Source organism: Mycobacterium sp. (assembly GCF_035499775.1).
Lineage (GTDB): Bacteria > Actinomycetota > Actinomycetes > Mycobacteriales > Mycobacteriaceae > Mycobacterium.
Genome location: NZ_DATJYB010000095.1, coordinates 19,764 through 45,360, shown reverse-complemented (window position 1 = coordinate 45,360; position 25,597 = coordinate 19,764). Strand labels below are relative to the sequence as shown.

General features: G+C 63.6%; 23 protein-coding genes, 1 other RNA gene and 2 pseudogenes. 15 read left to right on the top strand and 11 right to left on the bottom strand.

From position 1 onward, the window contains the following. Positions 1-6 precede the first annotated feature (6 nt). From VML93_RS06435 to VML93_RS06420, 4 genes are all read right to left on the bottom strand, one after another. Positions 7-1,179, bottom strand: a complete 1,173-nt coding sequence (locus VML93_RS06435; RefSeq protein WP_325608815.1) for an IS630 family transposase — start codon at positions 1,177-1,179, stop codon at positions 7-9. Positions 1,180-1,227: 48 nt separating this feature from the next. Next, positions 1,228-1,383 carry a hypothetical protein gene (locus tag VML93_RS06430; RefSeq protein WP_325608813.1) on the bottom strand — a complete coding sequence of 52 codons (156 nt, stop codon included), beginning with the start codon at positions 1,381-1,383 and terminating at the stop codon, positions 1,228-1,230. After that, positions 1,380-1,622: an AbrB/MazE/SpoVT family DNA-binding domain-containing protein gene (locus tag VML93_RS06425; protein WP_325608811.1), complete on the bottom strand. Its 243-nt coding sequence runs from the start codon at positions 1,620-1,622 to the stop codon at positions 1,380-1,382. The genes VML93_RS06430 and VML93_RS06425 overlap by 4 nt, the downstream gene beginning before the upstream one ends. Before the next feature lie 84 nt (positions 1,623-1,706). Next, positions 1,707-3,296 (bottom strand): B12-binding domain-containing radical SAM protein, encoded by a 1,590-nt coding sequence (locus VML93_RS06420; protein ID WP_325608809.1) that lies wholly within the window; start codon positions 3,294-3,296, stop codon positions 1,707-1,709. Positions 3,297-3,631: 335 nt separating this feature from the next. Between VML93_RS06420 and VML93_RS06415 the strand changes: the two genes are divergently transcribed. Then, positions 3,632-4,414 carry a DUF4239 domain-containing protein gene (locus VML93_RS06415; RefSeq protein WP_325608807.1) on the top strand — a complete coding sequence of 261 codons (783 nt, stop codon included), beginning with the start codon at positions 3,632-3,634 and terminating at the stop codon, positions 4,412-4,414. 375 nt (positions 4,415-4,789) lie between these two features. Here VML93_RS06415 and VML93_RS06410 read toward each other — a convergent pair whose 3' ends face one another. Beyond that, the gene (locus VML93_RS06410) at positions 4,790-4,915 is read right to left on the bottom strand and encodes a hypothetical protein (RefSeq protein WP_325608805.1); all 126 of its coding nucleotides are present in this window, start codon (positions 4,913-4,915) and stop codon (positions 4,790-4,792) included. A gap of 189 nt (positions 4,916-5,104) precedes the next feature. Between VML93_RS06410 and VML93_RS06405 the strand changes: the two genes are divergently transcribed. The 4 genes from VML93_RS06405 to VML93_RS06390 all read left to right on the top strand — a co-directional run bounded on the left by VML93_RS06405 (position 5,105) and on the right by VML93_RS06390 (position 8,843). Further along, a complete protein-coding gene (locus VML93_RS06405; RefSeq protein WP_325608803.1) occupies positions 5,105-5,794 on the top strand; it encodes a hypothetical protein in 690 nt (229 codons plus the stop codon). A 121-nt stretch (positions 5,795-5,915) separates the two neighbouring features. After that, on the top strand, positions 5,916-6,476 hold the full coding sequence (locus VML93_RS06400; RefSeq protein WP_325608801.1) for a hypothetical protein: 561 nt from the start codon (positions 5,916-5,918) through the stop codon (positions 6,474-6,476). 21 nt (positions 6,477-6,497) lie between these two features. Beyond that, entirely contained in the window at positions 6,498-7,811 is a 1,314-nt protein-coding gene (locus VML93_RS06395) for a peroxidase (protein WP_325608799.1), read from the top strand. A gap of 18 nt (positions 7,812-7,829) precedes the next feature. Continuing rightward, positions 7,830-8,843, top strand: coding sequence for a hypothetical protein (locus VML93_RS06390; RefSeq protein WP_325608797.1), 1,014 nt, complete (start codon positions 7,830-7,832; stop codon positions 8,841-8,843). Positions 8,844-8,980: 137 nt separating this feature from the next. Here the strand turns inward: VML93_RS06390 and VML93_RS06385 are convergent, their stop codons facing one another. Then, on the bottom strand, positions 8,981-9,673 hold the full coding sequence (locus VML93_RS06385) for a helix-turn-helix domain-containing protein (RefSeq protein ID WP_325608795.1): 693 nt from the start codon (positions 9,671-9,673) through the stop codon (positions 8,981-8,983). 368 nt (positions 9,674-10,041) lie between these two features. Here VML93_RS06385 and VML93_RS06380 point away from each other — a divergent pair, with 368 nt between their 5' ends. The 5 genes from VML93_RS06380 (at position 10,042) to VML93_RS06360 (ending at position 16,380) form a co-directional block, all read left to right on the top strand. Continuing rightward, positions 10,042-10,908, top strand: coding sequence for an antibiotic biosynthesis monooxygenase (locus VML93_RS06380; protein WP_325608793.1), 867 nt, complete (start codon positions 10,042-10,044; stop codon positions 10,906-10,908). Between the two features lie 538 nt (positions 10,909-11,446). After that, positions 11,447-13,768 carry an MMPL family transporter gene (locus VML93_RS06375; protein ID WP_325608791.1) on the top strand — a complete coding sequence of 774 codons (2,322 nt, stop codon included), beginning with the start codon at positions 11,447-11,449 and terminating at the stop codon, positions 13,766-13,768. 12 nt (positions 13,769-13,780) lie between these two features. Then, the gene (locus VML93_RS06370) at positions 13,781-14,845 is read left to right on the top strand and encodes a type III polyketide synthase (protein WP_325608789.1); all 1,065 of its coding nucleotides are present in this window, start codon (positions 13,781-13,783) and stop codon (positions 14,843-14,845) included. Between the two features lie 12 nt (positions 14,846-14,857). Next, positions 14,858-15,367 (top strand): isoprenylcysteine carboxyl methyltransferase family protein, encoded by a 510-nt coding sequence (locus VML93_RS06365; protein ID WP_325608787.1) that lies wholly within the window; start codon positions 14,858-14,860, stop codon positions 15,365-15,367. After that, entirely contained in the window at positions 15,364-16,380 is a 1,017-nt protein-coding gene (locus tag VML93_RS06360; RefSeq protein WP_325608785.1) for an NAD(P)/FAD-dependent oxidoreductase, read from the top strand. The genes VML93_RS06365 and VML93_RS06360 overlap by 4 nt, the downstream gene beginning before the upstream one ends. A gap of 46 nt (positions 16,381-16,426) precedes the next feature. Here the strand turns inward: VML93_RS06360 and VML93_RS06355 are convergent, their stop codons facing one another. After that, positions 16,427-16,699 (bottom strand): VOC family protein, encoded by a 273-nt coding sequence (locus VML93_RS06355; RefSeq protein WP_325608783.1) that lies wholly within the window; start codon positions 16,697-16,699, stop codon positions 16,427-16,429. A 98-nt stretch (positions 16,700-16,797) separates the two neighbouring features. Then, complete coding sequence (locus VML93_RS06350) at positions 16,798-17,265, bottom strand: glucose-6-phosphate dehydrogenase (protein WP_325608781.1); 468 nt, start codon at positions 17,263-17,265, stop codon at positions 16,798-16,800. Positions 17,266-17,735: 470 nt separating this feature from the next. Here VML93_RS06350 and VML93_RS06345 point away from each other — a divergent pair, with 470 nt between their 5' ends. The 4 genes from VML93_RS06345 to VML93_RS06330 all read left to right on the top strand — a co-directional run bounded on the left by VML93_RS06345 (position 17,736) and on the right by VML93_RS06330 (position 21,372). Beyond that, positions 17,736-18,719 carry an NAD-dependent epimerase/dehydratase family protein gene (locus VML93_RS06345; RefSeq protein ID WP_325608779.1) on the top strand — a complete coding sequence of 328 codons (984 nt, stop codon included), beginning with the start codon at positions 17,736-17,738 and terminating at the stop codon, positions 18,717-18,719. Positions 18,720-19,170: 451 nt separating this feature from the next. Continuing rightward, positions 19,171-19,977: a lysophospholipid acyltransferase family protein gene (locus VML93_RS06340; RefSeq protein WP_325608852.1), complete on the top strand. Its 807-nt coding sequence runs from the start codon at positions 19,171-19,173 to the stop codon at positions 19,975-19,977. A gap of 74 nt (positions 19,978-20,051) precedes the next feature. After that, entirely contained in the window at positions 20,052-20,420 is a 369-nt protein-coding gene (locus VML93_RS06335; protein ID WP_325608777.1) for an STAS/SEC14 domain-containing protein, read from the top strand. Between the two features lie 52 nt (positions 20,421-20,472). Further along, positions 20,473-21,372, top strand: coding sequence for a universal stress protein (locus tag VML93_RS06330; RefSeq protein WP_325608775.1), 900 nt, complete (start codon positions 20,473-20,475; stop codon positions 21,370-21,372). Positions 21,373-21,617: 245 nt separating this feature from the next. Here VML93_RS06330 and VML93_RS06325 read toward each other — a convergent pair. Continuing rightward, positions 21,618-22,007: pseudogene (locus tag VML93_RS06325) on the bottom strand (thiamine pyrophosphate-dependent enzyme); the annotation flags it as partial. 130 nt (positions 22,008-22,137) lie between these two features. Then, positions 22,138-23,793: an NAD-dependent malic enzyme gene (locus VML93_RS06320; RefSeq protein ID WP_325608773.1), complete on the bottom strand. Its 1,656-nt coding sequence runs from the start codon at positions 23,791-23,793 to the stop codon at positions 22,138-22,140. Positions 23,794-24,114: 321 nt separating this feature from the next. On the opposite strand from VML93_RS06320, the pseudogene VML93_RS06315 reads away from it, so the two are divergent. Next, positions 24,115-25,039: pseudogene (locus VML93_RS06315) on the top strand (class I SAM-dependent methyltransferase); the annotation flags it as partial. Between the two features lie 186 nt (positions 25,040-25,225). Here VML93_RS06315 and ssrA read toward each other — a convergent pair. Beyond that, positions 25,226-25,593, bottom strand: a transfer-messenger RNA (tmRNA) gene (gene ssrA, locus VML93_RS06310). Positions 25,594-25,597: the final 4 nt, after the last annotated feature.

Sequence of the window (25,597 nt, the reverse complement as noted above, 5' to 3'; positions counted from 1 at the left end):
GCCGGTTCATGCCGCTGCCTGCTCCAACGGGCCGGATCGGTGCATCTGGATGCGCCGCATCAGATCGTTGAGGTCGGCGCGGGTGAAGCGCCAGTCGAACGGTGCCGCGGTGGCGTTGTAGCGTGGCTCGAACTCGATCAGCCGCTGCGCCAACGCATCCAGATCGTCGAAGTCGGCCGGCTTGATGACCTTGCGCTGGATCACCGAGAACACGATCTCGATCTGATTGAGCCACGACGCGTGCACCGGCAGGTGCACCAGGGTCGCGGTCGGCCACGCCTCACCCATCCGGGTGATGGAGGCCCGCCCGGCGTGACTGGAGCCGTTGTCCACGATCCAGAACACCCGCTCGGCCGAGGCGTACGGTTCGGTGGTCATCACCTGTTCGACCAGCGCGGTGAACGGGGCGATCCCGGTGCTGGGCGAGACCCGGCCCATCAGCTGCGCGCGGTGCACGTCGTAGGCGCCGAAATAGGCCAGCGTGCCGTGCCGCTCGTACTCGAACTCCACCCGCCGCGCTCGGCCCGGCGCGGTGGCAAGTTCGGGATGACACCGCGACAGCGCCTGCAGCTGGCTCTTCTCATCAGCACTGATCACGTACTCGTTCTCGCCGAGTTCCTCGCCGTCCCAGACCCGCTCGTAGAGATCCAGCACCCGGCCGGCCTTCGCCGCGAAGTCGGGGTCTCGCGGGAAGATCCACGACCGGAACTGCCACGGCTTGATCGCGTCCGCGGCCAGCCATCGCCGCACCGTGGAGGCCGACACCGAGGCCACCAGCCCCTCGGCGCGCGCCTGGGCGGCCAACTCGGCCGAACTCCACCGCGACAGCGGCACCTCGCGTTCGCTCGGCGGCGCACACGCCATTGCCTTGACCTCCGCGACCACCTCAGCGGCGAACACCCGCGGCCGACCCGACCGCTTGTGGTCCGCCAACCCGTCGATCCCCTTCTCGCAGAAGCGTTTCCGCCATCGACTCACAACATCGACGTGTACGTCCAGCCGCTCGGCGATCACCCTGTTCGCCACACCATCGGCGGCCAACAACACGATCTTGGCCCGCACCACCTGCGCGTGCGCAAGCGTGTACGCGCGGGCACGTTCCTCCAACACCCTCCGATCGGCATCGGACAGCACAATCACAAACGGCGAGCAACGAGACACCCCAACCTCCGACGACACGCACCACCACGGAGGCTCGGCGCTTCCCCTCGCCGAGACAGACCTAACTTACACCGATGTAATTCCAGGCAGGACCACTAGCTTGCCGATCACCTCGGCGAGATTCGTTGTGCCGATTGTCGATTCGGCCATCGCGTTGGCGACCACGTCGGCTCCGGGCTCATCGTGAATCAACGCCAGAGCAGCGGAGGCGTCGAGAATCATTCGCTGCGCGCCTCGGCGCGCCGTTCTGCCAGCAGCTCTTCCACCAAGGAACGATTCACCGCGCGGTCGCGCCCTAGCGACCGTAGTTCGTCGATCGCGTCTTGCGGCCTTTCCATCACGATGCGCCTACCATCCACGCGGACATGGATTCGGTCACCCGCTGACAGCCCAAGCGCCTCGCGGATCTCGGCGGGTATGACGACCCGGCCTTGCTTACCCAGGGTCAGCGTGGCATCCATGTATTAATCGTGCCAAAGGTGCGACTTTAGTGCCACCGACCACGGGTTTGAATCACGGCACGGTTCAACGCGCACTGCGACGGCTCAATACAGAGCCATCTCTCCTCTGATATGTGCTGAGGAAGCCCCGCCTTCCGAAATCTCCCGGGACATCGTGTGTTGGTGGTAGTGCATCGCGCACTTGACTACGCAGATGAACAAGACGCTTGGATCCGGCCGGTGGCGAAGCATAGTCGCCATCCGGCGGCGATAGATGCGGCGCAGCTCCTGGTCGGGAACATTCCACATCAGCCGGAGGAACACGACGATCGCTGCAAGCGCTTCGAGCGATTGGGATTTCCGCTTAATCCAGGGATGTTGGCGCCAGTAGGCATTGCGCGTGCGTGCGAAATTGAATCGGCGCCTGAGATAAAGGTTTTCGAGCCGTTCGAAGTAGAAGTCGGGATCGTGTAAGTCCCGCACCAGGCCGACGTACCCGTCGCGCAGTTCGTCGCGAGTCATGCCGAGTGGAATGACGTTCGTGCCGAACATTCCGTCGGAGGGGTTCGTTCTCGAAAGATCCAGGCGGCCTTCGTTCTTCAACCGCGCGTATAGCGGCGTCTTCGGGATGGCGACGAGCATGTTAAGCGTGGGGTGCATGATGTCGGTCTGACGAATGAACTCGTATTGGGCCTTGAAGATCCGGGTATCGTCGTGGTCGAAGCCGACGATCATGCCGCACAGTACTTCGAGGCCGGAGTCTTGCACTTTGCGGACGCGATCGACGATCGTCCCGCCTTTGCGAACGTTTTGATACTTCTTCGTCTCGCGCAGCGATTCTTCGCTCGGGCTCTCGATACCGATGAAGACCATCGCGATGTTCGCTGCGTCCATCAACTTCAACATCTCGTCGTCTTCGGAGAGGTTGAGCGACGCATAGGCCATAAACGTCAAGGGGTATCCCTTGGCGGCTTGCCACGCGGCAACGTCACGCAGCAACTTCTTAACCGCGATCGTGCCGATCAGGTTGTCATCGACGATGAAGGCCATTCGTACGCGCTGTTCACGCATCGCTTCCAACTCGGCGATCACCTGCGCGGTCGTCTTCAACCTCGGTTTACGACCGAACGTGATGGGGATGTCGCAAAACTCACACTGGAACGGACAGCCCCGGCTGAATTGGATGCTGCCGAACAGATAGCGCTTAGCCTTGATCAGGTCGTACCGGGGCACCGGCGCGCGGGTCATGTCGGTCGGCTCGTGTTGCTCGTACCGGTGCAAATGCCGGCCCTGGGCCCACTCTTCAAGAAACTGCGGCCAGGTCGTGTCCGCTTCACCGACGAAAATCACATCCGCCAGGCCCTCGAAGAAATCTTCTTGCACGGTGACCGACGGACCGCCGACGACCGTGAAGACGTCACGGGCTTTCAGTTCGCGCAGAATCTCGAGCATCCGATGGCCCTGGACATCCATACCGGTGAGCCCCACAATGTCGGCCATCGCCACACGGTCGTAGTCGATTGGCTCGACGTTCTCATCGACGATCGTCACGCAATGGTCATCAGGCGTCAGCGCTGCCAGCAACGGCAGGCAGACACTCGGTAAGATGCGCTTTTTACCCAGCAGCGGAAGTGCGTATTCGAGGCCCCAATAAGACAAATCGAACCGAGGATTGACAAGCACAATATCGGCCATAATCGCCTACTTCGACCGGAGGGGTGGGTCGCGGTGCTACGCAACGGGCCAGTCTTCGCCGGCTCAGGGTACCAGTCAATGAGGTGGCCGGAGTCGACCCAGTCGAGAAGGATCCGGTCCCATCAGGTTTTCGACGATCCCGCGGAAGTGGCCGCGTACAGCGCCTTGGCATTACTACAGGTCAGGCCTCGGCGACGTCCTTGATGCATTTCAAATGTGGTGTGCATGTCGTGGCCCGCAACCACCCGTCGCGTGAGCCGCGTCGAGTGCAGGGCCGGCTACGTTTTGGCGCCACCGGGTGCGGCAACCCGAGGTTGTTGGCATGCTGATCGTCAATGGGCAGCATCGGAGTGGTAGGCGCATGGCTGCTGCTGGCAGTGGTTGTTGTCGGGGCAATGTTGCTAGCGGTTGCCTGCGTGTTTCTGGCGAATCGCAGGCTCACCGAGACCGGGCCAGAGCACAATTCGACACTGTCGCCCTTCATCACCGTTGTTGGGCTTGTCTACGGTGCTCTACTGGGTTTCACCGTTGTCGTGGCGTGGGAGCAATTCCACTCCGCAGAGGCGAACGCTGCCAATGAGGCATCGACGCTCACCACGATGTACCGACAGACCGTGGCCATGCCGCAGCCAGAGCAGGCACAACTGCGCGGACTATTGCGCCAATACGCGCAAGCGGTGAAAGGCTCGGAATGGGACACGCAAGACGTCGGCGGCACCAGCGACGCAGCCCGCGCCGCGATCACCGGGATGTATCGGGTCGTTGGCAGTGAACAGTCCAACACTGCGTCCAGCGCGATCAGCCAAGAGTTTCTCGGCCAATTGACGGTGTTGGCATCCGACCGCAACACTCGGTTCCTCGACGCCGAGCCAAGAATACCGCCGCTGTTGTGGTCCTCGCTGATCTTCGGTGCCATGGTGCTGATAGCGCTCACCGGCTTTCTGCGCCTGAGGAGCAACGTTGGCCACATGATTCTGTCAAGCGCGGTCGCCGTCCTCTTGGGCATGCTGCTCTATCTCGTTTTCGTACTCGACCACCCTTTCGGCCAATTGGGCGTCACCTCCAAACCGTTTGACCACGCCGTAAGCGTTTTCGACGCAATCGATAGCGGGAGATGATCGACGCGATGACCCAGCACCACAGCGCGGGGACGAAGACGCCGGGCCGGAGCCGTGGTGGTCGGTGCCGTCAGCGAAAGGAGAGTCGAGTTGGCGTTAGCCCCAGCCGTCACATGCGTCCCTGCCGGAGACGATTGGCGTTGTGCCCGGCTCACAGCGACAACATGAGTTGTCGCGCAGAGGTGGGCAAAAATCACACACTTCCGGGCGGAGACTCCCGTGGCCACTGCGATGACATTGGGCGTGATCGGACACCCAGGCCTGCGTGCGTGCCGGTGCGGCGGCGATGACGTGACTGTGGTTGCACACCTAGGCATTTCATGCACACCCAGCCGAGGCCACGGCTGGCCGAACGAATCGAGCTTGCCGGGCCGATCATAGTCGTTGCAGGGCCGGGTTCAGCTTAGACGGTAACTGCGCCAACGCATCGGCCAACACCCGTTCGTGATCGGCCGCGGTGTTGGAGTCGACGTTGCCCCCGAGCGGAGCATCGGTGCGCATCTTCCAGAACGCGCTGCCAATCTCAGTTGATCGAAGAGCCCCATCGCATCTGCACTGCGATCTCATGCGCGCTGCGCTGCCCGCAGGTACTTTCAGCTTGTTGGTGTGTGTACTGGGCTGTCGCGAACTGAATTTCGTCGTGAATAGCCCGGCTGGGGCGCGGTCCGGTGAGACGATGACCTGATGGCAATGTCATCCAAGCCCAGCCCGCGCCCGCTGACGACGCCCCGCGCTGCCGCGGTGGCCGGTGTGATCTTTGCGTTGCTGTTTGGCGCCGTGCTGATCCTGATTGGCACCAAAATGCCTGAGCGCGACACAGGTTCGTCCGAATGGCTGAACAGTCACGGCACTGGGATCGCGACCGCGAGGACGCTCATGCCGTTCGCGGGCATCAGCTTTTTGTGGTTCATCGGGGTGGTTCGAGACGGGTTAGGGCGCTATGAAGACAAGTTCTTCGCGTCGGTCTTCATCTGCAGCGGCGTGCTGTTTTTGGCCATGATGTTCGTCTCGACCGCGGTGGCGGCCGGCCTGGTGGCCACTAACGCCGGGCTCACCGATCCGTCGCCGCGTGCGGAGACGATCCTGTTCGGGAAGGCGGTGATGCTGGCGGCAAGCCAGACTTATGCGGTCCGGATGGCTGCGGTGTTCATGATGTCGCTGGCAACAATTTGGTTTCGGACGGGCTTGATGCCGCGGTGGCTGGTTGGTTTGAGCTATCTGGCTGCCGTTGCCTTGCTGGTGGCCACCGACTTCAGCATGTGGATCACGATGGCGTTCCCCGTCTGGGTGTTGATGGTCAGCGGCTTGCTGTTGGTCCGGGCAGGGCTTTTCGAGCAACTGAGGGCTGGCGGGGATGAACCGACGGAGCCTGCCCGGTGAACTCCGACGCAACGGTGTTCGCCTGATCGAATGGCCGCCGACGACATGGTCCGGGGGCGTGTCGGGAAGCGTGATCGCGGCGTAGTGTTCGCACGCATAACACATGAGGAGGAGTCCGAGGATGCCGACGAGCGATCATGACTGGAGCAAGCCAGCGGCGATGGCCATTCCTAAGGAGGGGTACTTCGAGCTCGAGCGCGGCAGGTATGGTCCTGTCTATCCGAGAACTCCTGCCTGCTACGGCTTTTCGATCATCGCGAAGGTCAAAGAGGGGCGCGAAGAGGCTGTCCGCGCGTACGGCAAGCAGATCGAAGAAGCGATTGCCGGCAGTCCAGACGTGCTCGCGCCGCTGCGGCTGCACTACTTGCGGTGGGTATTGTTCGACGTCGGTTCGGGGCTGCATTTTCAGTACCAGGGCATCTTCGACACCGATTTCGACAAGTACACCGAGGATGCGGTGGCGCTGTTCAGCGCGACCGGGATCACCACGGTGTTCACCAACCTCGAGGGATTCCCAGAGGACTGGAAAGAGAATCCAGACGCCTTCGTGAAGTTCGTTCGTGAGCACCAGTGCTCCAGTTTTCTGGAGTATGGGGAGTACCCTTACGTCACCGCCGACGAGATCAAAAAGGCCCTGCGGCTCAAAGCGGCGTTCTCCGACATGCTCGACCAAATGCAATGATCCGCACCGAAACGTGCACCGATGCTTGAGTTGGAGGACATTCAGCATATTCTGCTGACCCGCACGCCGGCGATGACGGGCCGCTATGAGTTCCTGTCGTTCGACGACCCGGCCGGCGGTCGGGCGTGGCTGTCCGAGCTGATTGACAGGGTCGACTCGGCGGCGGCGGCGCAAGCCTCGATGGACAGCACGAAGCGGTGGATCACGCTGGCGTTCACGTGGAGTGGCCTGAGAGCACTCGGGGTCCCCGCGGAATCCCTGGCAACTTTCCCGGAGGCGTTTCGCCAGGGCATGGCGGCTCGGGCAGACATCTTGGGCGATACCGGGGCTAACCACCCCGACAACTGGGTCGGCGGTCTGGCGGGTGGTGACTTGCACGCAATCGCGATCCTGTTCGCGCGCGATGACGCCGAACATGCGCGGGCCACAGGGGAACACGACAAGCTTGTGGCCCGGTGCGATGGTGTGCGCAGTCTGTCGGTGTTGGATTTGAATGCGACGCCGCCGTTCAACTACGCACATGATCACTTCGGGTTCCGGGACAGGTTGTCGCAGCCGGTGATCGAGGGTTCGGGTGAAGAGCCCACGCCAGGGTCGGGCGCGCCGCTGAAGCCGGGCGAGTTCATCCTCGGCTATCCCGACGAGCACGGGTCGCCGGATCTGCCGCAGCCAGAAGTCCTGTCCCGCAATGGAAGCTACATGGCCTACCGGCGGTTGCAGGAGCACGTTGGACTGTTCCGCGACTATCTGCAGGAGCACGCCGACACGCCGGACGATCAGGAATTGCTTGCCGCGAAATTCATGGGCCGCTGGCGCAGCGGCGCCCCGCTGGTGTTGGCACCGGATAAGGACGATCCCGAGCTGGGCGCAGACCCCATGCGCAACAACGACTTCAACTATAAGGAGATGGATCCGCACGGGTATGCTTGCCCGCTGGGATCGCACGCGCGACGCCTCAACCCGCGCGACACTGCGCACAACATGAACCGGCACAGGATAATTCGCCGCGGTGCCACCTACGGTCCTGCATTGCCCGAGGGCGCACCCGACGACGGTGCGGATCGCGGCATCGCCGCGTTCATCATCTGCGGCAGCCTGGTGCGTCAGTTCGAGTTCGCCCAGAATGTGTGGATCAACGACCGCACGTTCCACGAACTCGGCAACGAGCACGACCCGATATGCGGGACTCAGGACGGGACGCTGGAATTCAAAATCCCCAACCGGCCGATCCGCAAAACCCTCAAAGGGTTGCCGGCGTTCACCACCCTCACGGGTGGGGCCTACTTCTTCCTGCCCGGCATCAACGCCATGCGATACCTCGCGGCGCTCGACTAATCACAGTAAGGATCCACCATGGGCCCACTTCCCGCGGCGCGGACCTACAACCAAAGCCACATCCCGCGTCCGCACACCGGCGGACGGCGCATCAGCATCTACTGGACCTGGAGCTACCCGTGGGAAGCCCAACGCGACCCCGCCGCGATGTACAACCGCTTCTCCACCATGACCGAAGTCCGCAACGCCTTGTGGCCGAGCTACGAGACAGCGGAATACGACGAGGCGCACTTCCTCCAGGGCATCGCCGGCACCCTGGAACTATTCCACCGCTCGGCGCTGGCTTTCCAGGACCTGGCCGGCGAAGCCACCGGCCACCCCGTCGCCGTATTTCAGCGCATCGACCAGGCCGGCTACAAACTCCCGATCGACGAGCGGATCCTCGCCGACACCGACACCCTCATGGTGTTCGGGCTGGACCACATCCTGTCGGAACAGGAAGCCGCCCCGGAGGAAGTCAGCGCCATCGGGGAATGGCTGCAACGAGAAGGCACGTGCCTGCTGCTGGCCCCGCATCACGACGTGGGCTTCACCGACGATTTCGCCCAGCGCCAGGTCGAATACCAGCACCACGGCGATCCGCTGGTGCCCCGCCAACAACGGTTCACGGCCTACACCCGCTCCCTGATGACGGCCCTAGAGGTCCCGGTACACAACACCTGGGGGCTGCGTCCCGCCGTTGTCGAGGGCACCAAGCAGATCGCATCGCTGACGGCGGTCCGCGACCTGGACGACGCGAGGCTGCTCGACAACGTCACCACGTTCAACTTCCATCCCCACCTGCCGCACTACGAACTCACCGCACCCGAGAGTGACTCGCTGCGAGTTCTGGGTCGTCAACCGATCGATCCCAACAGGCCGCATCCCTTCACCGCGGCGGGCAACACTGAATTCAACGCGCTGATCTGGATGCCGCCGTCGGGCCGGCGTGCCGGCGACATCGTCCTCGTCGACTCCACGAACTTCACCACGCTTTTCGGCGGCACTGACAGCCTCAAAAATTTTTGGCACAATCTCGCCACCATGAAGTGATGTTCCGGCAGTTTCGCGGCCGGTAACCAGCCTGACCGCACCGGCACTGAACCGAAACGCCGATCGCGACGTCACCGTGGGGTCGATGCCCAGGATTGCAACGATCCGCCCGTACGACCTCCTTCCGAGGAGCAGCATCAGCCGAGGGCGGCTACGACGGCATGGGTGCCGGCGACGATCGCCTCGAGTTGAGTCTGCGAGAGGGGGGCGAACAGCGCCGCCATCTGCATGGCCGTCGCCGCTTCGGCCGCAGCCTTCTGGGCCTCGATCTCGGGGGTGTATTCGACCATGTCCTCCTCGGTGAAACCGTGCCTCTTGAAGTTGTCGAGGTCTCGGTTGAGCTGACAGGCAGTGGCAGGCGAGAGCCCGGCGGCCTTCACCGCATCGGAGTGCACGCCGAAGCGCAGCTCTCGCAACAAGATGGCTGCCCGGTAGGCCCGAGCGGCGGCCGTCGGCGCTGCTGGGGCTGAGCGGTAGCCATCGAAAAACAGCCAAGAGCCCCAGGGAACCGTGGCGACGAGCGCGCTCACCGCGTCCGTGAATGCGCCGAGGGTGGCGGAATCCACTGCGGCAAAGGTGGCCTCGGCATAGTCGTCGGCGGCACCGAGGTGGGCTGTCGCGATCGCGTCTTCACTGGCCAGGCCGCGACCCTGGGTCACCACCGCGGCGATGATGCCGGGCTTGAAGAAGTAGAAGAGAGCGTCGGCCGCCTCCGAGTCGACGCCACCGAGCATTGATGCGCGACCGGCAGCGTAGAGGGAGACGGCGTCGAGGCCGATGGCTTCGCCCCGGGCGATTGCTTGTTTGGAGAAGTTGAACTTGCCCGCCACGTCGCCGAGGGGCCAGCGATGATCGAGGCTGCGGTGGTTGCCTCCATCGACCCAACCTAGCCAGGCTCCACCAGCTGCTGACAGTGGCCGATCCGCTGGGAATCGGACGACATCACTGAGAGGACACCTAATCGGTTTCCCCGGGGTTGAAGCGCGTGGCCGGCACGCAACGAGAATAAGTTGCAGTAATCCCAGGCGGCGTTGACCCAGCTGAGGAAGGACAACCGCATGGCAAACAAGGTTGTGCCGCAAGTCCCGCGCGGCCCGGCGATTCGGCGCGGTCGAGGCGGATCGCGATGAAGGCTATGGCCGTCACAAATTTTGACCGTGCCGCCGACCCTGAAGTTTTCGACGGTTGGAGCTGCGACGTGCGATCTGCTGCGGAGGCTGTACGAGGATTCGTTGCGTTCGCGGCGTCGATCTCTCGCGACGCACCGCTGGACTGGGCGGTCGCGGTGACCTTCGAGTCCGAGGACTCGCTCCACCAGTGGCTCGACGGGGCGACGTGGAAGCACTTGGTGCGCGCCGCTGCGGCACGGGGATTTCTGCGGCTTTCTTCGGATTTGGTGATCATTGACGGCGCGGTGATACCCACCGGTGTGGCGATTGTCTCCTCCAGCGTGTCCAGCGGTATGGAGGCCGACTTCCAGGCTGCCCATATCAGGCTGACGATGGCCGCCTCCCAGTTCTCCGGCTATGAGGGCACGGCTGTCTTCCCGCCAGGCGCGCCGGGAAAATGGATGTCGCTGATCCGGTTTCGCACCGAACCCCAATTGTCGGCATGGCTACGGTCGCCGCAGCGCAACGAAGTCTTGCCGCCGGTGCGGTCGAGTCTGACGAGGGATTTCTCGGTGTTCGCCCAGACCACCCCGTTCGGTACCACGGTGCGGAACGTGGATGGGAAGGCGAAGATGACCCCGAGCTGGAAGACGGCGATGCTCCTACTGATGGTGCTATACCCCATGGTGATGCTGCAGTCGCGATTTGTGGCACCGGTGATCGGCAAGTTGGGCGCGCAGCCGTGGTTATCAGTTTGGCTCAGTCAAGTTCTCAGCGTGACGTTGATGCAATGGTGGTTGATGCCCACCGTGTCGTCATGGTGCCGTCGCTGGCTCGACCCGGTCGACGGCGCTAGTCGGCGAATCAGCCTGCGCGGTGCCGCAGTAGCAGTGATCGTCTACGCCGCGTCGTTGACCGCCTTCGCGACAGTCGAGGTGCTGCAGTACTGGAACTGACGTCTCGAATTAAAGAAGGCTGACATATGAGACCCCCATATGTCGTGCCGTGCGCCGGTGTCGCGCCGTGCCGCGCCGTGCCGTCCTTGCGCGGACGGGTTTGACGTAGATCTTGACGTGGCTCGGATATCCGGCAACTTTACGCCCGTGACCTGCAGTTATTCGGTGGAGCTGCCGGGAGTCGAACCCGTTTTGGGGTGCCGGCCTCTGAGCCGAACCGGGTTTGGTTTTCTTCGCAGTCGTTCGACACACCATCTTGCAGCATGTTCCAAGCAACTTCGCAGGTATGCCGGGAGCGAATCCGCACGCATGACATGCTCGCCTTGGTTGGCGATCGCAAATGCCGCTCTGAGCTGTTACTTCCTTGGTAGACCACCGCGTCCAACTGCAGTGGCCAGCAAACGGGCCGGATGACAACATTCGGTGCAGTGACACCAGGCCCACATCCGTGGTTGAACAATCCACCGACGTTCACCGTGCCTTATGTGACCGGCAGTTAGTTGTTGAAAATAAGTTTGTTCGCGACGGAGTGTGGACCTTGCTAAACCAGATCGCACGGATGGCGATCACCAGTCCACGACGCGTCATCGTCGTGGCAGCCCTCCTGACATTAGCCCTGGCCATCTTTGGTATCCCCGTCGCAAATAGCTTGTCCGCCAGCGGATTTCAAGACCCGACATCGCAATCAGCACGGGCGGGCCAGCTGCTGACCGACAAGTTCAACCAGGGCGACACGCAGCTGCTGGTCACTGTCTCGACGGCAGCCGGCGTCGACAGCCCGGCCGCCCGCGCCGCGGGCACTGAAATCGTCGACCAACTGAAAAGCTCGCCGCATGTGGTGAGTGTCACCTCGCCGTGGACAGTCCCGCCGCAGGCCGCCGCCGGGCTCGTCAGCAAGGGTCGGAACACCGGTTTAATCGTCGCAGGCATCAAGGGAAACGAAGGCGACCAGCAGAAATACGCGCAGGAGCTCTCCACACAGGTGACGCACGACCGTAACGGTGTCACCGTGCAGACCGGCGGCGCCGCGATGGTCAACGTCCAAATCACCAAGCAGTCCCAGCGCGACCTGCTTGTGATGGAATCGATCGCGATTCCACTCAGCTTCCTGGTGCTGGTCTGGGTATTTGGCGGTCTGCTCGCCGCAGCGCTGCCCGTGGCCATCGGTGGAATGGCGATTTTCGGCACCCTGGCGGTGCTGCGCATGATCTCGTTGGCAACCGACGTCTCGATATTCGCCCTCAACCTCACCACCGCCCTGGGCTTGGCGCTGGCCATCGACTACACGCTGTTGATAATCAGCCGCTACCGCGACGAGTTGGCTGACGGCGCAGACCGCGAGGTCGCCATCGTGCGCACCGTGGTCACGGCGGGTCGCACCGTGTTGTTCTCGGCGACGACGGTCGCGCTCTCGATGGCGGTCATGGTGTTGTTCCCGATGCATGTCCTGAAGTCCTTCGCCTACGCAGGGGTGGCCACCGTCGCGTTCGCCGCGTTGGCCGCCGTGGTCGTCACGCCCGCCGCGCTGGTCCTGCTCGGCGACCGGCTCGAGTCGTGGGATGTCCGTCGGCTCGTGCGCCGCCTGCTCGGCCGGTCCGAGCCCGCCGCGCGGCCCTTCCAGCGGCAGTTCTGGTATCGCTGGACCAGGTTTGTCATCCGCCGAGCCCTGCCGATCGGACTGGCCGGCGTTGCCTTGTTGGTGTTTCTGGGTGTGCCGTTCCTGAGCGTCAAATGGGGTTTCCCCGATGACCGCGTGCTGCCTTCCTCGGCCTCCTCGCACCAGGTCGGCGACCAAATGCGCGACGACTTCGTCATCAACGCCGTGACCGCGGTGACCATCGTCATCCCCGATACCCACGACCTAACCCGCAGCGAGATTGAGCAATACGCCATTGACCTGTCGCATGTGCCGGATGTCTCCGCGGTTTCCACCCCGACCGCAACCTATGTCGCGGGCGTCGCCGTCGGACAACGGTCCGCACCCGCGGGCCAATCTCAAGGCAGCGCGTTCCTCACCGTCGACAGCAGAGCTCCGCTGTTCTCCGATCGCTCCGGAACCCAGCTCGACCGCCTGCACGCGGTCCCGACCCCGGGTGGCAAGAAGGTCGATTTCGCCGGCACCGCCCAGATCAACCGAGACAGTGTCGACGCCATCGCATCGCGTTTGCCACTGGTGCTCGGGCTGATCGCCGGCATCATGTTCGTCCTGCTGTTCCTGTTGACGGGCAGCGTCGTGATGCCACTGAAAGCGTTGGTGCTCAACGTCCTTTCGCTCACTGCCGCCTTCGGCGCGATGGTGTGGATCTTCCAGGACGGGCACCTCGGCGCGTTCGGAACGACGCCCAGCGGGATCTTGGTCGCCAACATCCCGGTGCTGCTGTTCTGTATCGCCTTCGGCCTGTCGATGGACTACGAGGTGTTCCTGGTCTCCCGAGTCCGCGAGTACTGGCTTGCTTCCGGAGCCGCCGACAACGACGAGAGTGTGGCCCGGGGAATCGCCCGCACCGGTCGGGTCGTTACCGCCGCCGCATTGATCATGTCGATCTCCTTCGCCGCGCTGATTGCGTCCCACGTGTCGTTCATGCGGATGTTCGGTGTTGGCCTGACGCTGGCCGTCCTCGTCGACGCCACCTTGGTGCGAATGGTTCTGGTGCCGGCATTCATGCACGTCCTCGGACGACGGAACTGGTGGGCTCCCGCGCCCCTGGTCCGCTTGCACAAGCTCCTCGGGCTCAACGACGGCCACTCCGTCGCGATACCCGAGCAAGGGTTGGACGCGAGCCCAACCCTCCAACAATTCAATGCCGAATTGACCGATGGGTTGGGCGTCGAACCGAATTACGCCACAACCACGTTCTAGGGAAAGTTGATAATGAGTGTTATTGCGGGAGTGCAGGGTGTGTTACCGCCGCACCGCTACACCCAAGAGGAGATCACCGACGCGTTCGTCCGGTTTCCGGGTTACGAAGCCCATGAGGATCTCCTCCGGAAACTACACGCGCATGCCAAAGTCGACAGTCGCCACTTCGTTCTTCCACTCGAGAGATACTCCTCGCTGACTGACTTCGGTGAGGCGAACGACATCTTCATCGAGAACGCGGTCGAGCTCGGATGCGCCGCCCTGTCCAGCGCTCTCGACGAGGCGGGCCTCAAGCCGGAGGACGTCGATCTGATCGTCACCACGACGGTGACCGGCTTGGCGGTGCCATCGTTGGACGCCCGCATTGCCGGCCGCCTGGGTCTGCGGCCAGATGTGCGCCGCGTGCCGCTTTTCGGCCTCGGCTGCGTCGCCGGAGCGGCCGGCGTCGGGCGGTTGAACGACTACCTGCGGGGTGCGCCCGACGATGTGGCGGTACTGGTGTCAGCCGAGTTGTGCTCGCTGACTTACCCCGGTGCCGAGCCGACGGTCGCCACCATGGTCGGAAGCGCGTTATTCGCTGATGGCGCCTCGGCGGTGGTCGCCGTGGGTGATCGACGCGCCGAGCGGACTGGCGTGCATGGGCCCACCGTGGTGGACTCACGAAGCCGTCTGTACCCGGACTCCCTGACCACGATGGGTTGGAACTTCGGCTCGTCCGGACTGTCACTCGTCCTGTCTCCCAACGTGGCCACCCTCATCGAGCGGCACCTCGCCGACGACCTGACGGGATTCCTGACCGGCCATGGGCTGTCCATCGACGACATCGGCGTGTGGGTGAGCCACCCGGGCGGCCCGAAGGTCATCGAATCGATCAACGATGCCCTGGGGTTGCCCGATGAGGCGCTCGAGCTGACGTGGCGTTCGTTGAGCGAGGTCGGCAACCTGTCGTCGTCGTCCGTGCTGCACGTATTGCGCGACACGCTTGCAAAGCGGCAGCCGGCCAGCGGCACTCCAGGGGTGCTGATGGCAATGGGTCCCGGTTTCTGCGCAGAGCTCGTGCTGCTGCGGTGGCACTGACCTTCGCTGCTCATGTACTGGTACATATTGCTGATCGCCGCGGTCGCGGTCGAGCGCGTCGTTGAACTGGTCCTCGCGACCCGTAACCTCGCGTGGAGCCGCGCCCGTGGCGGCGTCGAGTTCGGCGCTCACCACTACCCGATCATGGTCACACTGCACACCGGCTTGCTGGTGGGATGCCTGGTGGAAGTGGTTGCGCTGCACCGTCCATTCGTTCCATTGCTCGGCTGGCCGATGTTGGCGCTGGTGGTCGGGGCTCAGTTCCTGCGGTGGTGGTGCATCACCACACTGGGCCCTCAGTGGAACACCCGCGTCGTCGTCATACCCGATGCGCCCCGGGTCACTGGCGGCCCATACCGGTTCTTCTCGCACCCGAACTACGTCGCCGTGGTGGTCGAGGGAATCGCGCTGCCACTGGTGCACAGCGCATGGATCACAGCACTGCTGTTCACGGTGCTCAACGCTGCGCTGTTACGCACGCGGATCGGTGTCGAGAACTCTGCCCTGGCAAGCCTGAAATGATCGACATTCTGGTGGCGGGCGGAGGCCCGGCCGGGCTCACGACGGCGCTGTACGGCGCCAAGGCCGGACTCGAGGTCGTCGTGATCGAAAAACGCTCGGGGACAATAGACAAGGCCTGCGGCGAAGGATTGATGCCGCATTCCTTGGCGCATCTCAACCGCCTTGGCGTAGATCCCCCGGGTAAACCGTTCTACGGCATCAGCTATCACGACGGGCATCGCAGCGTCCGCGCGGCGTTTCGATCCGGTGTCGGGCGCGGAGTGCAGCGAACGGCATTGCACGGCGCACTCCTGGACGCGGTGGCAGCGGCCGGCGTGAAGGTCGTGCAGGGCGACGTCGGCGAGGTCAGTCAGGATGCGATGTCGGTGCGGTGCGGCGGCTTTCGCGCCCGCTACCTCGCCGCTGCGGACGGGCTGCACTCGCCGATTCGGACCGCGCTCGGGCTGGCTGTGCCAACAAAAAGCCGGCGCCGGTGGGGAATTCGCCGCCACGTCCAGATCGCGCCCTGGAGCGAGAACGTCGAGGTGCACTGGTCCGACGACGAGGAGGCGTACGTCACCCCAGTGTCCGACGAGTGCGTCGGTATCACGATCCTCACCTCCCGCCGCGGGCCATTCGACCGGCACCTCGAATCGTTCCCGACACTGGTCGATCGCATAGAAGGCCGGCCGCACAGCCGCGACCTGGCCGCGGGCCCGCTGCGCCAGAAGGTGCGCAGCCGGGTTGCCGGCCGGGTGTTGTTGGTCGGTGACGCAGCGGGATACGTCGACGCGCTGACCGGCGAGGGGTTGGGGATTGCCTTCGGCGGCGCCGAGTTGCTCGTCGGGTGCGTTGCCGCCGACCGGCCCGCCGACTATGACCGCCAGTGGCGCCGCATGTCCCGCCAGTACCGCATGCTTACGGCGGCGGCGCTGCAGGCCAGCGCCTACCCAACGGTGCGGTCACGGATCGTGCCGGCGGCAACGCGGCTGCCCGCCGTCTTCACGGCTATAGTGAACCGGCTCGCCGAGTAGCCCCGAGCAGTCAATGAGTTGACTCCTACGCGGAGTGGCGGAGTGACTATTTCGCGACGAGCACTTCGCCTTCGAGTCCGTCGGGGTCGCGGAAGAACAGACTGCGCACCGCACCAAAGTCGTTGACGTTAACGTCGCTTGCACCGTGCACGATGAGTCGTTGTCGAATGGTTTCGAAACTCGTCGCGGAGGCCGCTTGCAGACCGACGTGGTCCAGTCGTCCGCGTCCCCACATCGGCGTCTGGCGCTTCGGTTCTGGATTGCCGTCGATCGTCACCTCGTTGAGCTCGGTGTGGGGCCCGATGCGGATCATCGTCATGCAGAACGTCTAGATCCACGCGCCGCCTTCGCCCTCCCAGTAGCCGATCCGGCAGTGCTCGGCATCGCGGCGTAGGGCTGACCGCGGCGAAGGAATAGCTACAGGGGCAGATCCACCCGCAGCGCCAGGTGCTCATCGAGGATCCGGCGCAGCGCGGCGTCCATCGGATGCGCGGATGCGAGGTCGCGGCCCAAGCGGCTGTCCACCACGACTACCGCGCCCTCACGCAGTTCGGCGGTGTCGACCTGATCGACGAACGGATCGAACAATGCGGACGGCGTGGCCAGGTAATACAGCGCCCGCCGCGACTCGTTCAACCCGGCGGCGTACATCAGTCCGTGTTGGGTGATCACGAAGAGTTCCGAGGTGATCCTGGCGTTCGGCGTCTCGGCTCTCCCCCATGCGATTGCGGCGCACCGAGTCTGTGCCAATCTATCCGGGACGTCGTCAGTCAGCGTAAATAACCTCTCGATCAGGGCTCCACCCATTCGCGGATATGCGTCGATGGCGGGTCTGAAGTACCGCTGGAAGATCTCGCCGAAAAAGTCGTACAGTTGCTCGCTCATCGCGGCTCCCCAGGTTTTAGACGGACACCTCAATTGTGCGCCCGTACCGTCAGCTGAGCACAAGTTTGGCCAGGACGGCGGCTCACTCATGTCGATTGCCGATGTCCTTGGTCGCGGTGAGCAGGGGCTCACAATGCCCGACGGGGCGCGCGCAAATGGCCGAGGAGACGATCGCCAATCTCGGCCCCGGCGTGGATCACCGAGACCTGCGATCCTCGATCAGTCTGGTGGGCAATATCTCACGTCACATAAGCCGTTGCGTTGATCTGTCCGGTCGGCTTGTTCAACCGCGACAAGCACCATCGCTGTCCCCATCCTGGTCCTAACTGGATGGGATCACGCGCAAAGACGGCAACGACGACGGTCGTCCCGAATAGTTCACCGTCGTGTCCGCCCGATAGCGCGCGCATCGTGGAGCCGTAAATTGCGGTTTGAATGTTTTGCGCCCGCGGAAGGGGGATGCTAATTAGATGGCGGGGCTGGAAGTCGCCGTCACCGGGCCGACTGGTGAGATCGGGATCTCGACAGTTCAAGCACTGGAGCGTGATCCTGCGGTGGACCGCATCGTCGGGATGGCGCGGCGCCCTTTCGACCCTGCTGCCCACGGCTGGACGAAGACCACCTACCAGCAGGGCGACATCCTGGACCGCAAAGCTGTCGACGCGCTGGTGGCCGACGTCGACGTCGTCATCGATCTCGCGTTCGTGATCATGGGCTCACGCGAGGAAAGCGCGCGGGTCAACCTGGCGGGAACGCGCAACGTCTTCGAAGCGACCGTCACCGCGCAGCGGCCCCGGCGGCTGGTGTACACGTCGTCCGTGGCCGCCTACGGTTACCACTCCGATAATCCGGTTCCGATCACAGAAGACGTGCCCCCACGCGGCTCGCCTGAGCACTACTACTCCGAACAGAAAGCCGCGTGCGAGGCGGAGCTGGCCAAAATCACCAAGGGATCATCGCTGGAGGTGTTCATCCTTCGCCCGTGCATCGTCGCGGGGCCGAATGCGCCCGCGCTGGCCGACGCGATGCCGTGGCGGCACCTGCCGGGGGTGCTGCAGTCGGCCACCCAGGCGCTTCCCCTGCTCAAGATGCCCATCCCCGACCCGGGATTTCCGCTGCAGCTGGTGCACCATGACGACGTCGCCGCCGCGATCGCATTAGCCGCGACCACCGATGCTCCGCCGGGCGCCTACAACATCGCCGGCGACGGTGAACTCAGCATCTCGGAAGTCGTCACGGCGCTGGGCGGGCACCCGGTCCGGGTTCCGGCCGTCTCGGCGACCGCCGCGTTGACGGTCATCGCGCACATGCCCTTCGTTCCCTCCGCCCTGGAGTGGCTGCACGTCGCGCGGGCGTCGGTTGTGATGGACACCAGCAAGGCGAAGTCGCAGTTGGGCTGGAAGCCTAAGTACACGTCGGCGGAAACGCTGCGGACCCTCGCGGAAGCTATATAACCCGTTCAGCACCGTAGGACCCACAAGACCGATCGACGGGGCGTATCCCGTAGTGGGACATTGCACTACCCGTGAATGCCGGGCCTCCCGCGCGGTAGGCGCTCTTGCCGACTCCGGTTGGTGCCAACCGCTTCGTCACCCCATCCACCCAAGGCAGGTGACGAGGGCCGACCTCAACATATGGAAACTTGTGCGGAAGCTCGAGCAATGCGGGGCCGGTATCTCCTTGAGCAGACGGCGGCGGTCCCGCGTACAGAGCGCCCAGTTAAGCGCGGCATGCGACGTGGGGCGCAAAGATCGCCAGCGCCACTTGGCTCCCCCGAATAGGGGACTTAAGTCCCGGGGACTAGGCGCCGAAGACCCTGGTCGACCGCTGCCCCGGCCATAGGCTATTGGCTAATCAGTTCAGCAGAGACCTCGCGCCGATGCCAGCTCAATGCAGGGAAAGGCCATGAACTATAACGATATTGACAATACGGAACTTGCCAAGTGGGATCCCACGTTCACCGCGCAGGCGGTGAAACTGGTCGCGCCGATCGTCAACCGCTGGTTCCGGGTGGAGGTGCGAGGCTTGGAATCCATTCCGCCCGCCGGCGGGGCATTGGTGGTATCCAACCACTCTGGCGGCGCGCTGACCCCTGATCCGCTCGTGTTCGGCCCAGCCTTCTACGACAAGTTCGGATACGATCGCCCGCTCTACATCCTCGCCCACTATGGCGTCTTCTTCACGCCACTGCGCAGTTACTTGGGCCGGATCGGCACCATCCATGCCAGCCCGGAAAACGCAGTCAAGGCGTTGCACTCCGGGGCGGTCGTGCTGGTGTTTCCCGGCGGAGACTATGACGCATACCGGCCGACGCTGAGCCAAAACGTCATCGACTTCAACGGCCGCACCGGATACGTCAGGATCGCCATCGAGACCGGCGTGCCGATCGTGCCGGTGGTTTCGATCGGCGCCCAGCAAACCCAACTGTTCGTGATCCGCGGCGATCGACTGGCAAAGGGATTGGGCCTGCACCGGTTTCGGCTCGATATCCTGCCTGTCACAGTCGGTTTGCCGTTCGGTATGACGATGTTTTTCCCAGCCAATTTCCCGCTGCCCACCAAAATCGTCGATCAGGTGCTTGAGCCGATCGACGTTGTCGCGCGGTTTGGTAAGAACCCAGACATCGCAGAGGTCGACACCTATGTTCGTTCGGTGATGCAGAAGGCCCTTGACCGGCTGGCCCGCGAGCGTCGGTTTCCGGTGCTGGGCTAGCCAATTGGACCTCTCAACCACCCGCCGCGACGATCCCGCAAGATCAAGGACGCAGCGCGAAAAAGGAGGATTACATGATCGAACTACTGCCGGACATGCCGCGTGGAGTGATTGGCGTACGCGTGTCAGGACGGCTGGGAGGCGACGAACTGCGCGAGTTCAAGCCAGCCATCAAGGAGCTGCTGGAAACCGGCGAAATCAGGATTGTGGAGGTCATCGGGGACGATTATGAGGGCTTCGGGCCCGGCGGCTTGTTCGAGGACCTAAAGATGGGCTTTGGCTCTGTCTGGCCGCATCATTCGGCATTTAAGCGAATCGCGGTGGTGTCCGACAAGGAATGGGTGGCGCATGCGCTGCACGCGCTGGCATGGCTGGTCCCTGGTGAGCTCGCGGTGTTCGGCCTCGACGATTTCGAGCGCGCCAAGGAGTGGGCCGCTGGCTAGACGGCCATGCCGCCCCGAGCGAGGGTACCCGAGTCGATCAGAAAGACCTGAAATGTGGCAACCACCAGCTGGCGCCATCTTGGTCGGAATTGACAGCTCAGCAGCGGCAATGGATGCCGTCCGGTGGGCAGCACGCGATGCGGCGCTGCGGAATGTGCCACTGACTCTGGTCCATGTCGTCGACGCCCCTCTACCGGAGTGGTTCGAGGTCGCCGCGCCGGCTGGCATCAGACAACGGCAGGAAGAGCGAGCAAACGATCTCATCGAGTCGGCGGTCAAGGTGGCCGAGGCGAGTATTGGCGATCGCCGTCCAGTGCAGATTGCTAGCAAGGTGTTCAACTCGGCCACCGTCGCGACACTCGTAGGCCTCTCCGCAGAGGTGGAGATGGTCGTGGTCGGCTACCGGGGACATGGCGGCGCGTTGTCCCGCGGATTTCTGGGCTCGGTGAGTTCGGCCTTGGTCTACCACGCGCATTGCCCGGTCGCCGTTATCCACGACGACGACGCCACGCTCGGCAATGTCGCACGGGTGCCGGTGCTGGTGGGCATCGACGGCTCAGTCACTTCGGAAGCGGCGACCGCAATCGCATTCGAGGAAGCCTCCAGACGCGGTGTCGGCCTGACGGCTTTGCACGTCTGGATTGATCCTCGGGTTTCCGGCTCCAAGGGGTTGTTCCAAGACGCAAAATGGGACGCTCAGTTATCGGAGGAGGAGGAGATGCTCGCTGAACGGTTGGCGGGTTGGAACGAACGCTATCCCGACGTGGGGATCCATCGCAGAATCGAAATTGGTGATCCGGCACATTGGCTGATCGAGGCGTCCGAACGGGCGCAACTTGTTGTGGTCGGCAGCCACGGCTGCAGCTCGTTTCGCGGCAAGTTGCTGGGATCGGTCGGGGCCGCGGTGGTCAATAAGGCCAAGATCCCAGTGATCGTGGCGCGTCAGTCCTGACGGCGGCGGCAATGGGCTCGCTTAACCAACTAAGGTCAAGGTCGAGGGGAACGAAAAATAGCCAGAGCTTGAGGCAACGCCGGCTCGTGTGATCGATTCGCGCGAGGCATCCAGCCCAATCCTGACTAGCTCTAATCGGCTGGTCGCTTAGCCGAGCGCCCTCCGAGGAAGTGTTCAATAAAAGCGGCCAGCTCATAACCTTTAACGGCGGACCGGGTAGCTCGCTTCTAGGTCGGCCACGACAGCTATCCCAGATGCACCGCTTGCGGTTTGGTCGGAACCACGATGACAGTAGGCCCATCGGCCTTCAGCGCCGCGATGAATTCGTGAGCCAGTTTCTCAGTATGTCCACGTTCACCGTGTTGCACCCGAAACCCATTGCCAAGTAGCCGATGTCGAGACCGGGCAGATCCAGGCCCGGCACCCCCGGTGTTCTTTCCAATTCCGCAAACGATTTTAGGATCGAGTATTCGCCGTTGCGCACTACGACGAACACAATCGGTAGCCGGTGCTGCACGGCAGTCCAGATGGCTTGCACCGAGTATTGGAATGACCCGTCTCCGATAGTGGCGAGCACGGTGCGCTTGACCCCCCCGGGCGCGGTCTCCTAGAGCGATGCCCACCGCCGCGGGCAACCAACGTAACGTAATCGCGTGAAGATGACATATGTTGTGCTATTGACCAATTGAAGTATCAATGCCGGTCGCAAGTGACCCGGTAACCAGGCAGATCGGGGTCACGTCATTCGCAGAGCCGGTAACCCATTTACGCTGGCGCGGCGGGGTAGTCGGGGGTCCAGCGCACCTGCGCGACGCGTTGGGCGAGTTCCTCGTTGCCGCGTTTCGGGGCGACGCCGTCGGCGACGGCCTGGACAGCGACGGCGTGGGCGATGCGCACCGCGACGTCGGGCACCTCCGGCCACGCCGGCAGCAGCGGCTGGTCGGCGTCGGCGAGAGCGGGCGATGCGTCACCCAGGGCCGCCGCGGCAACGCGCATCATCTCGTCGGTGACCCGGGTCGCCTGTGCGGCGGTCACGGCCAGCCCCATCGCGGGGAAGATGTAGACGTTGTTGCATTGCGCGATAGGCCTTTCCACGCCGTTGCGCTTCAGCGGTGCGAACGGTGAGCCGGTGGCGATCAGCGCCCGTCCATCGGTCCACTTATCCAATTCGGCGGGATGCGCCTCGGCGCGGCTGGTCGGGTTGGACAGCGGGAAGATGATCGGGCGCGCGGTCTTGGCGGCGAGCTCACGCACGATGTCTTCGGTGAAGGCACCGGCGGCGGTGGACAACCCGAGCAGGACACCGACGTCGAGGTGGTGCACGACGTCGGCGAGCTGGGCCGGGCCAGACAGGCCCCAGTCCGCCACGCGTGCGGCGGGCTGGGCGAATTCAAGCTGTGCCGAGGACAGGTCCGTGCGGTCATCGGTGAGCAGTCCCACCACGTCGACGACCCAGATCCGCTGTAGGGCGGCTTGTTCGGACAGTCCCTCGGTCACCATGTCCTGGCGGACCATGTCCAGCACCCCGATGCCGGCTGAGCCCGCTCCGAGCATGACCACTTGCTGCTGCGACAGTGGGCGGCCGGCTACCTTCGCCGCACCGTGCAAAGCGCCGAGGGTGACCGCGGCGGTGCCCTGGATGTCGTCGTTGAAGGTCAGGAGCTTGTCGCGGTAGCGGGCCAGGATCGGCAGTGCGTGCGCGGTGGCGAAGTCTTCCCACTGCAGCAGCACATCGGGCAGTTGGTCGTGCACGGTGGTGACGAACTCGTCGATGAACGCGTAGTACTCGTCGTCGTCGATGCGACGGTGGCGCCAGCCAAGATACTGGGGGTCAGCGAGGAGTTCGACGTTGTCGGTGCCTACATCCAGCACGATGGGAAGAGTGCGAGCGGGGTCGATGCCGCCGATGAGGGTGTAGAGCGAAAGCTTGCCGATCGGGATGCCCATCCCGCCGATGCCCTGGTCACCCAGACCGAGGATCCGCTGGCCGTCGGTCACCACGATCACGTCGACATCGCGGTGCGGCCGGTTGCGCAGCACCTCGTCAAGACAGTCGCGGTCGGCATAGGAGACGAACAATCCCCGCGGCCGCCGGTAGATTTCGCTGAAACGCTGGCAGGCCTCACCGACGGTGGGGGTGTAGACGATCGGCAAGGTTTCAGCGATGTGCTCGCGCAGCACCCGGTAGAACAGGGTTTCGTTGCGGTCCTGCAACGCGCGCAGATAGATGTGTTTGTCCAGATCGTCGCGGCGAGTGGAGAACTCATGCCAGCAGTGCTCGACTTGCTCCGTGAGGGTCTTCACCGCGGGCGGCAGCAGACCCAACAGCCCGAACCTGCGGCGCTCGTCAACAGTGAAGGCAGTGCCCTTGGTCGTCAAAGCATCGAACAGTTTGGCCTGTCCCCGTTTTTCGACAGACATCATCCCTTCTACCAATCCCCAACTGTGGCGGCCACGATCCGACCAATTACGTACAGCCAGTCCTGTCATCGTTACATAGCTCGGTGCGGCCGTCTGAAGAAGACGCGACCCCATTGGTGATATGTCACCAGTGCTGTAGCCCAACGCGACTCAGCGCCGGCGGATTAGGCGGCGACCAGGGCGCGGCTCTCGGTTTGCAGGTTTTCCCCAGGCGCCGCTTTATCGCCGCGGCCCGGTGTACCTGGCGAATTTTGTAAGCACAGCTAACGTTTCCCATAGGCTGGTAAAGCTGTTTCCGACAAGTCGGCGAAGGGGAATCCGATGGCCAGAACTGACGACGACACCTGGGACATCAACGAGAGCGTCGGCGCGACCGCGTTAGGGGTGGCCGGCGGCCGTGCGGCCGAGACCAACCGCGCTGACCCGTTGATCGTTGATCCCTACGCACAACTGTTCCTCGAAGCAGCCGGCGACGGCATCTGGCAGATCTACCTGGACGACGAGTTGCCGGCCGAACTGGTCGAGCTCGACCCGCAATTCGAGGACCGGATGCAGGCGATGCTCGGCTATACGGCCTGCCGGACGAAGTTTTTCGACGAGTACTTTCTCGCGGCAGCCGGTGACGGCATCCGGCAGGCCGTGATCTTGGCGGCCGGTCTGGACTCGCGTGCCTGGCGACTCGCCTGGCCAACGGGATCTGTGGTCTATGAGATCGACCAACCCAAGGTAGCTGGCATTCAAGACCGGCACACTGGAATCTCACGAGGTCAGCCCGATCGCTTCGCACGTAAGCGTCGGCATCGATCTGCGCCTGGACTGGCCGACGGCGCTGGCGGAGGCCGGGTTCGACCCGTCCGTTCCGACGGCGTGGTCGGCCGAGGGACTGTTGCCCTATCTGACGGCCGACGCGCAGGACCTGCTCTTCGACCGGATCCAGTCGCTCAGCGCTACCGGGAGCCGTGTCGCGGTAGAGGCATTCACCAACGACTTCTTCAGCCCCGACAGCTCCGCGCGTCGGGAAGAGCAGACGGAACGCTATCGGCAGGCCGCGATCAAGCTGGGCGGCAAAGACTTCACGCAGTCCGGCAACCTACTCTACGACGAGGAACGGACCGAGGTGGCGGACTGGCTGGCAGCCCACGAGTGGGCCGTTACTGCCGCGACGAGCGCAGACGAGCTGATGGCCGCCAACAACCGGCCCGACCCGCCGGGGCTCGATGCTGCCGTCCCGGAAAGTGTGTTCGTCGAAGGCCCCGACTGCATTGACCGTCGCGTCGACCGGCGAACCGACAGTCGGCAATTCGCCATTCCCCGCCTAATCACCGGCGAGCTCAGCGCGCATCATGTGACCGATTAATCAACGACATGGCCCGGAACGGGCTGCAGGCCCAGCCTGCGGCAGCAGAGCTTAAAGCTCTGACCCGCTGTTTTCCTGTGGAGCTGCCGGGAATCGAACCCGGGTCCTACGGCATTCCCTCAAGGCTTCTCCGTGCGCAGTTCGCTATGCCTCTGCTCGGATCTCCTGGTCTCGCGAACTAGCCAGGATGACGATCCCAGTCGCTGTGAATGTCCCGATGAGTCCCGCGACCGAACTCATCGGTGGATCCCTCTAGCTGATGCCGGGGTCCGGGTCGAGGGCGTTCCCGGTCCGACAGACTAGCTGTCGCTTAGGCAGCGAGAGCGTAGTCGCGCTGATGAGAATCGGCGCTTATAAGGTTGCAACGACGCTTACGGTGGTCTCTTGCCTGCACCGGCACGCTTCCCTTGATTCGATGCGCGAAGTCGAAACCGTTCAGCCCCTTGT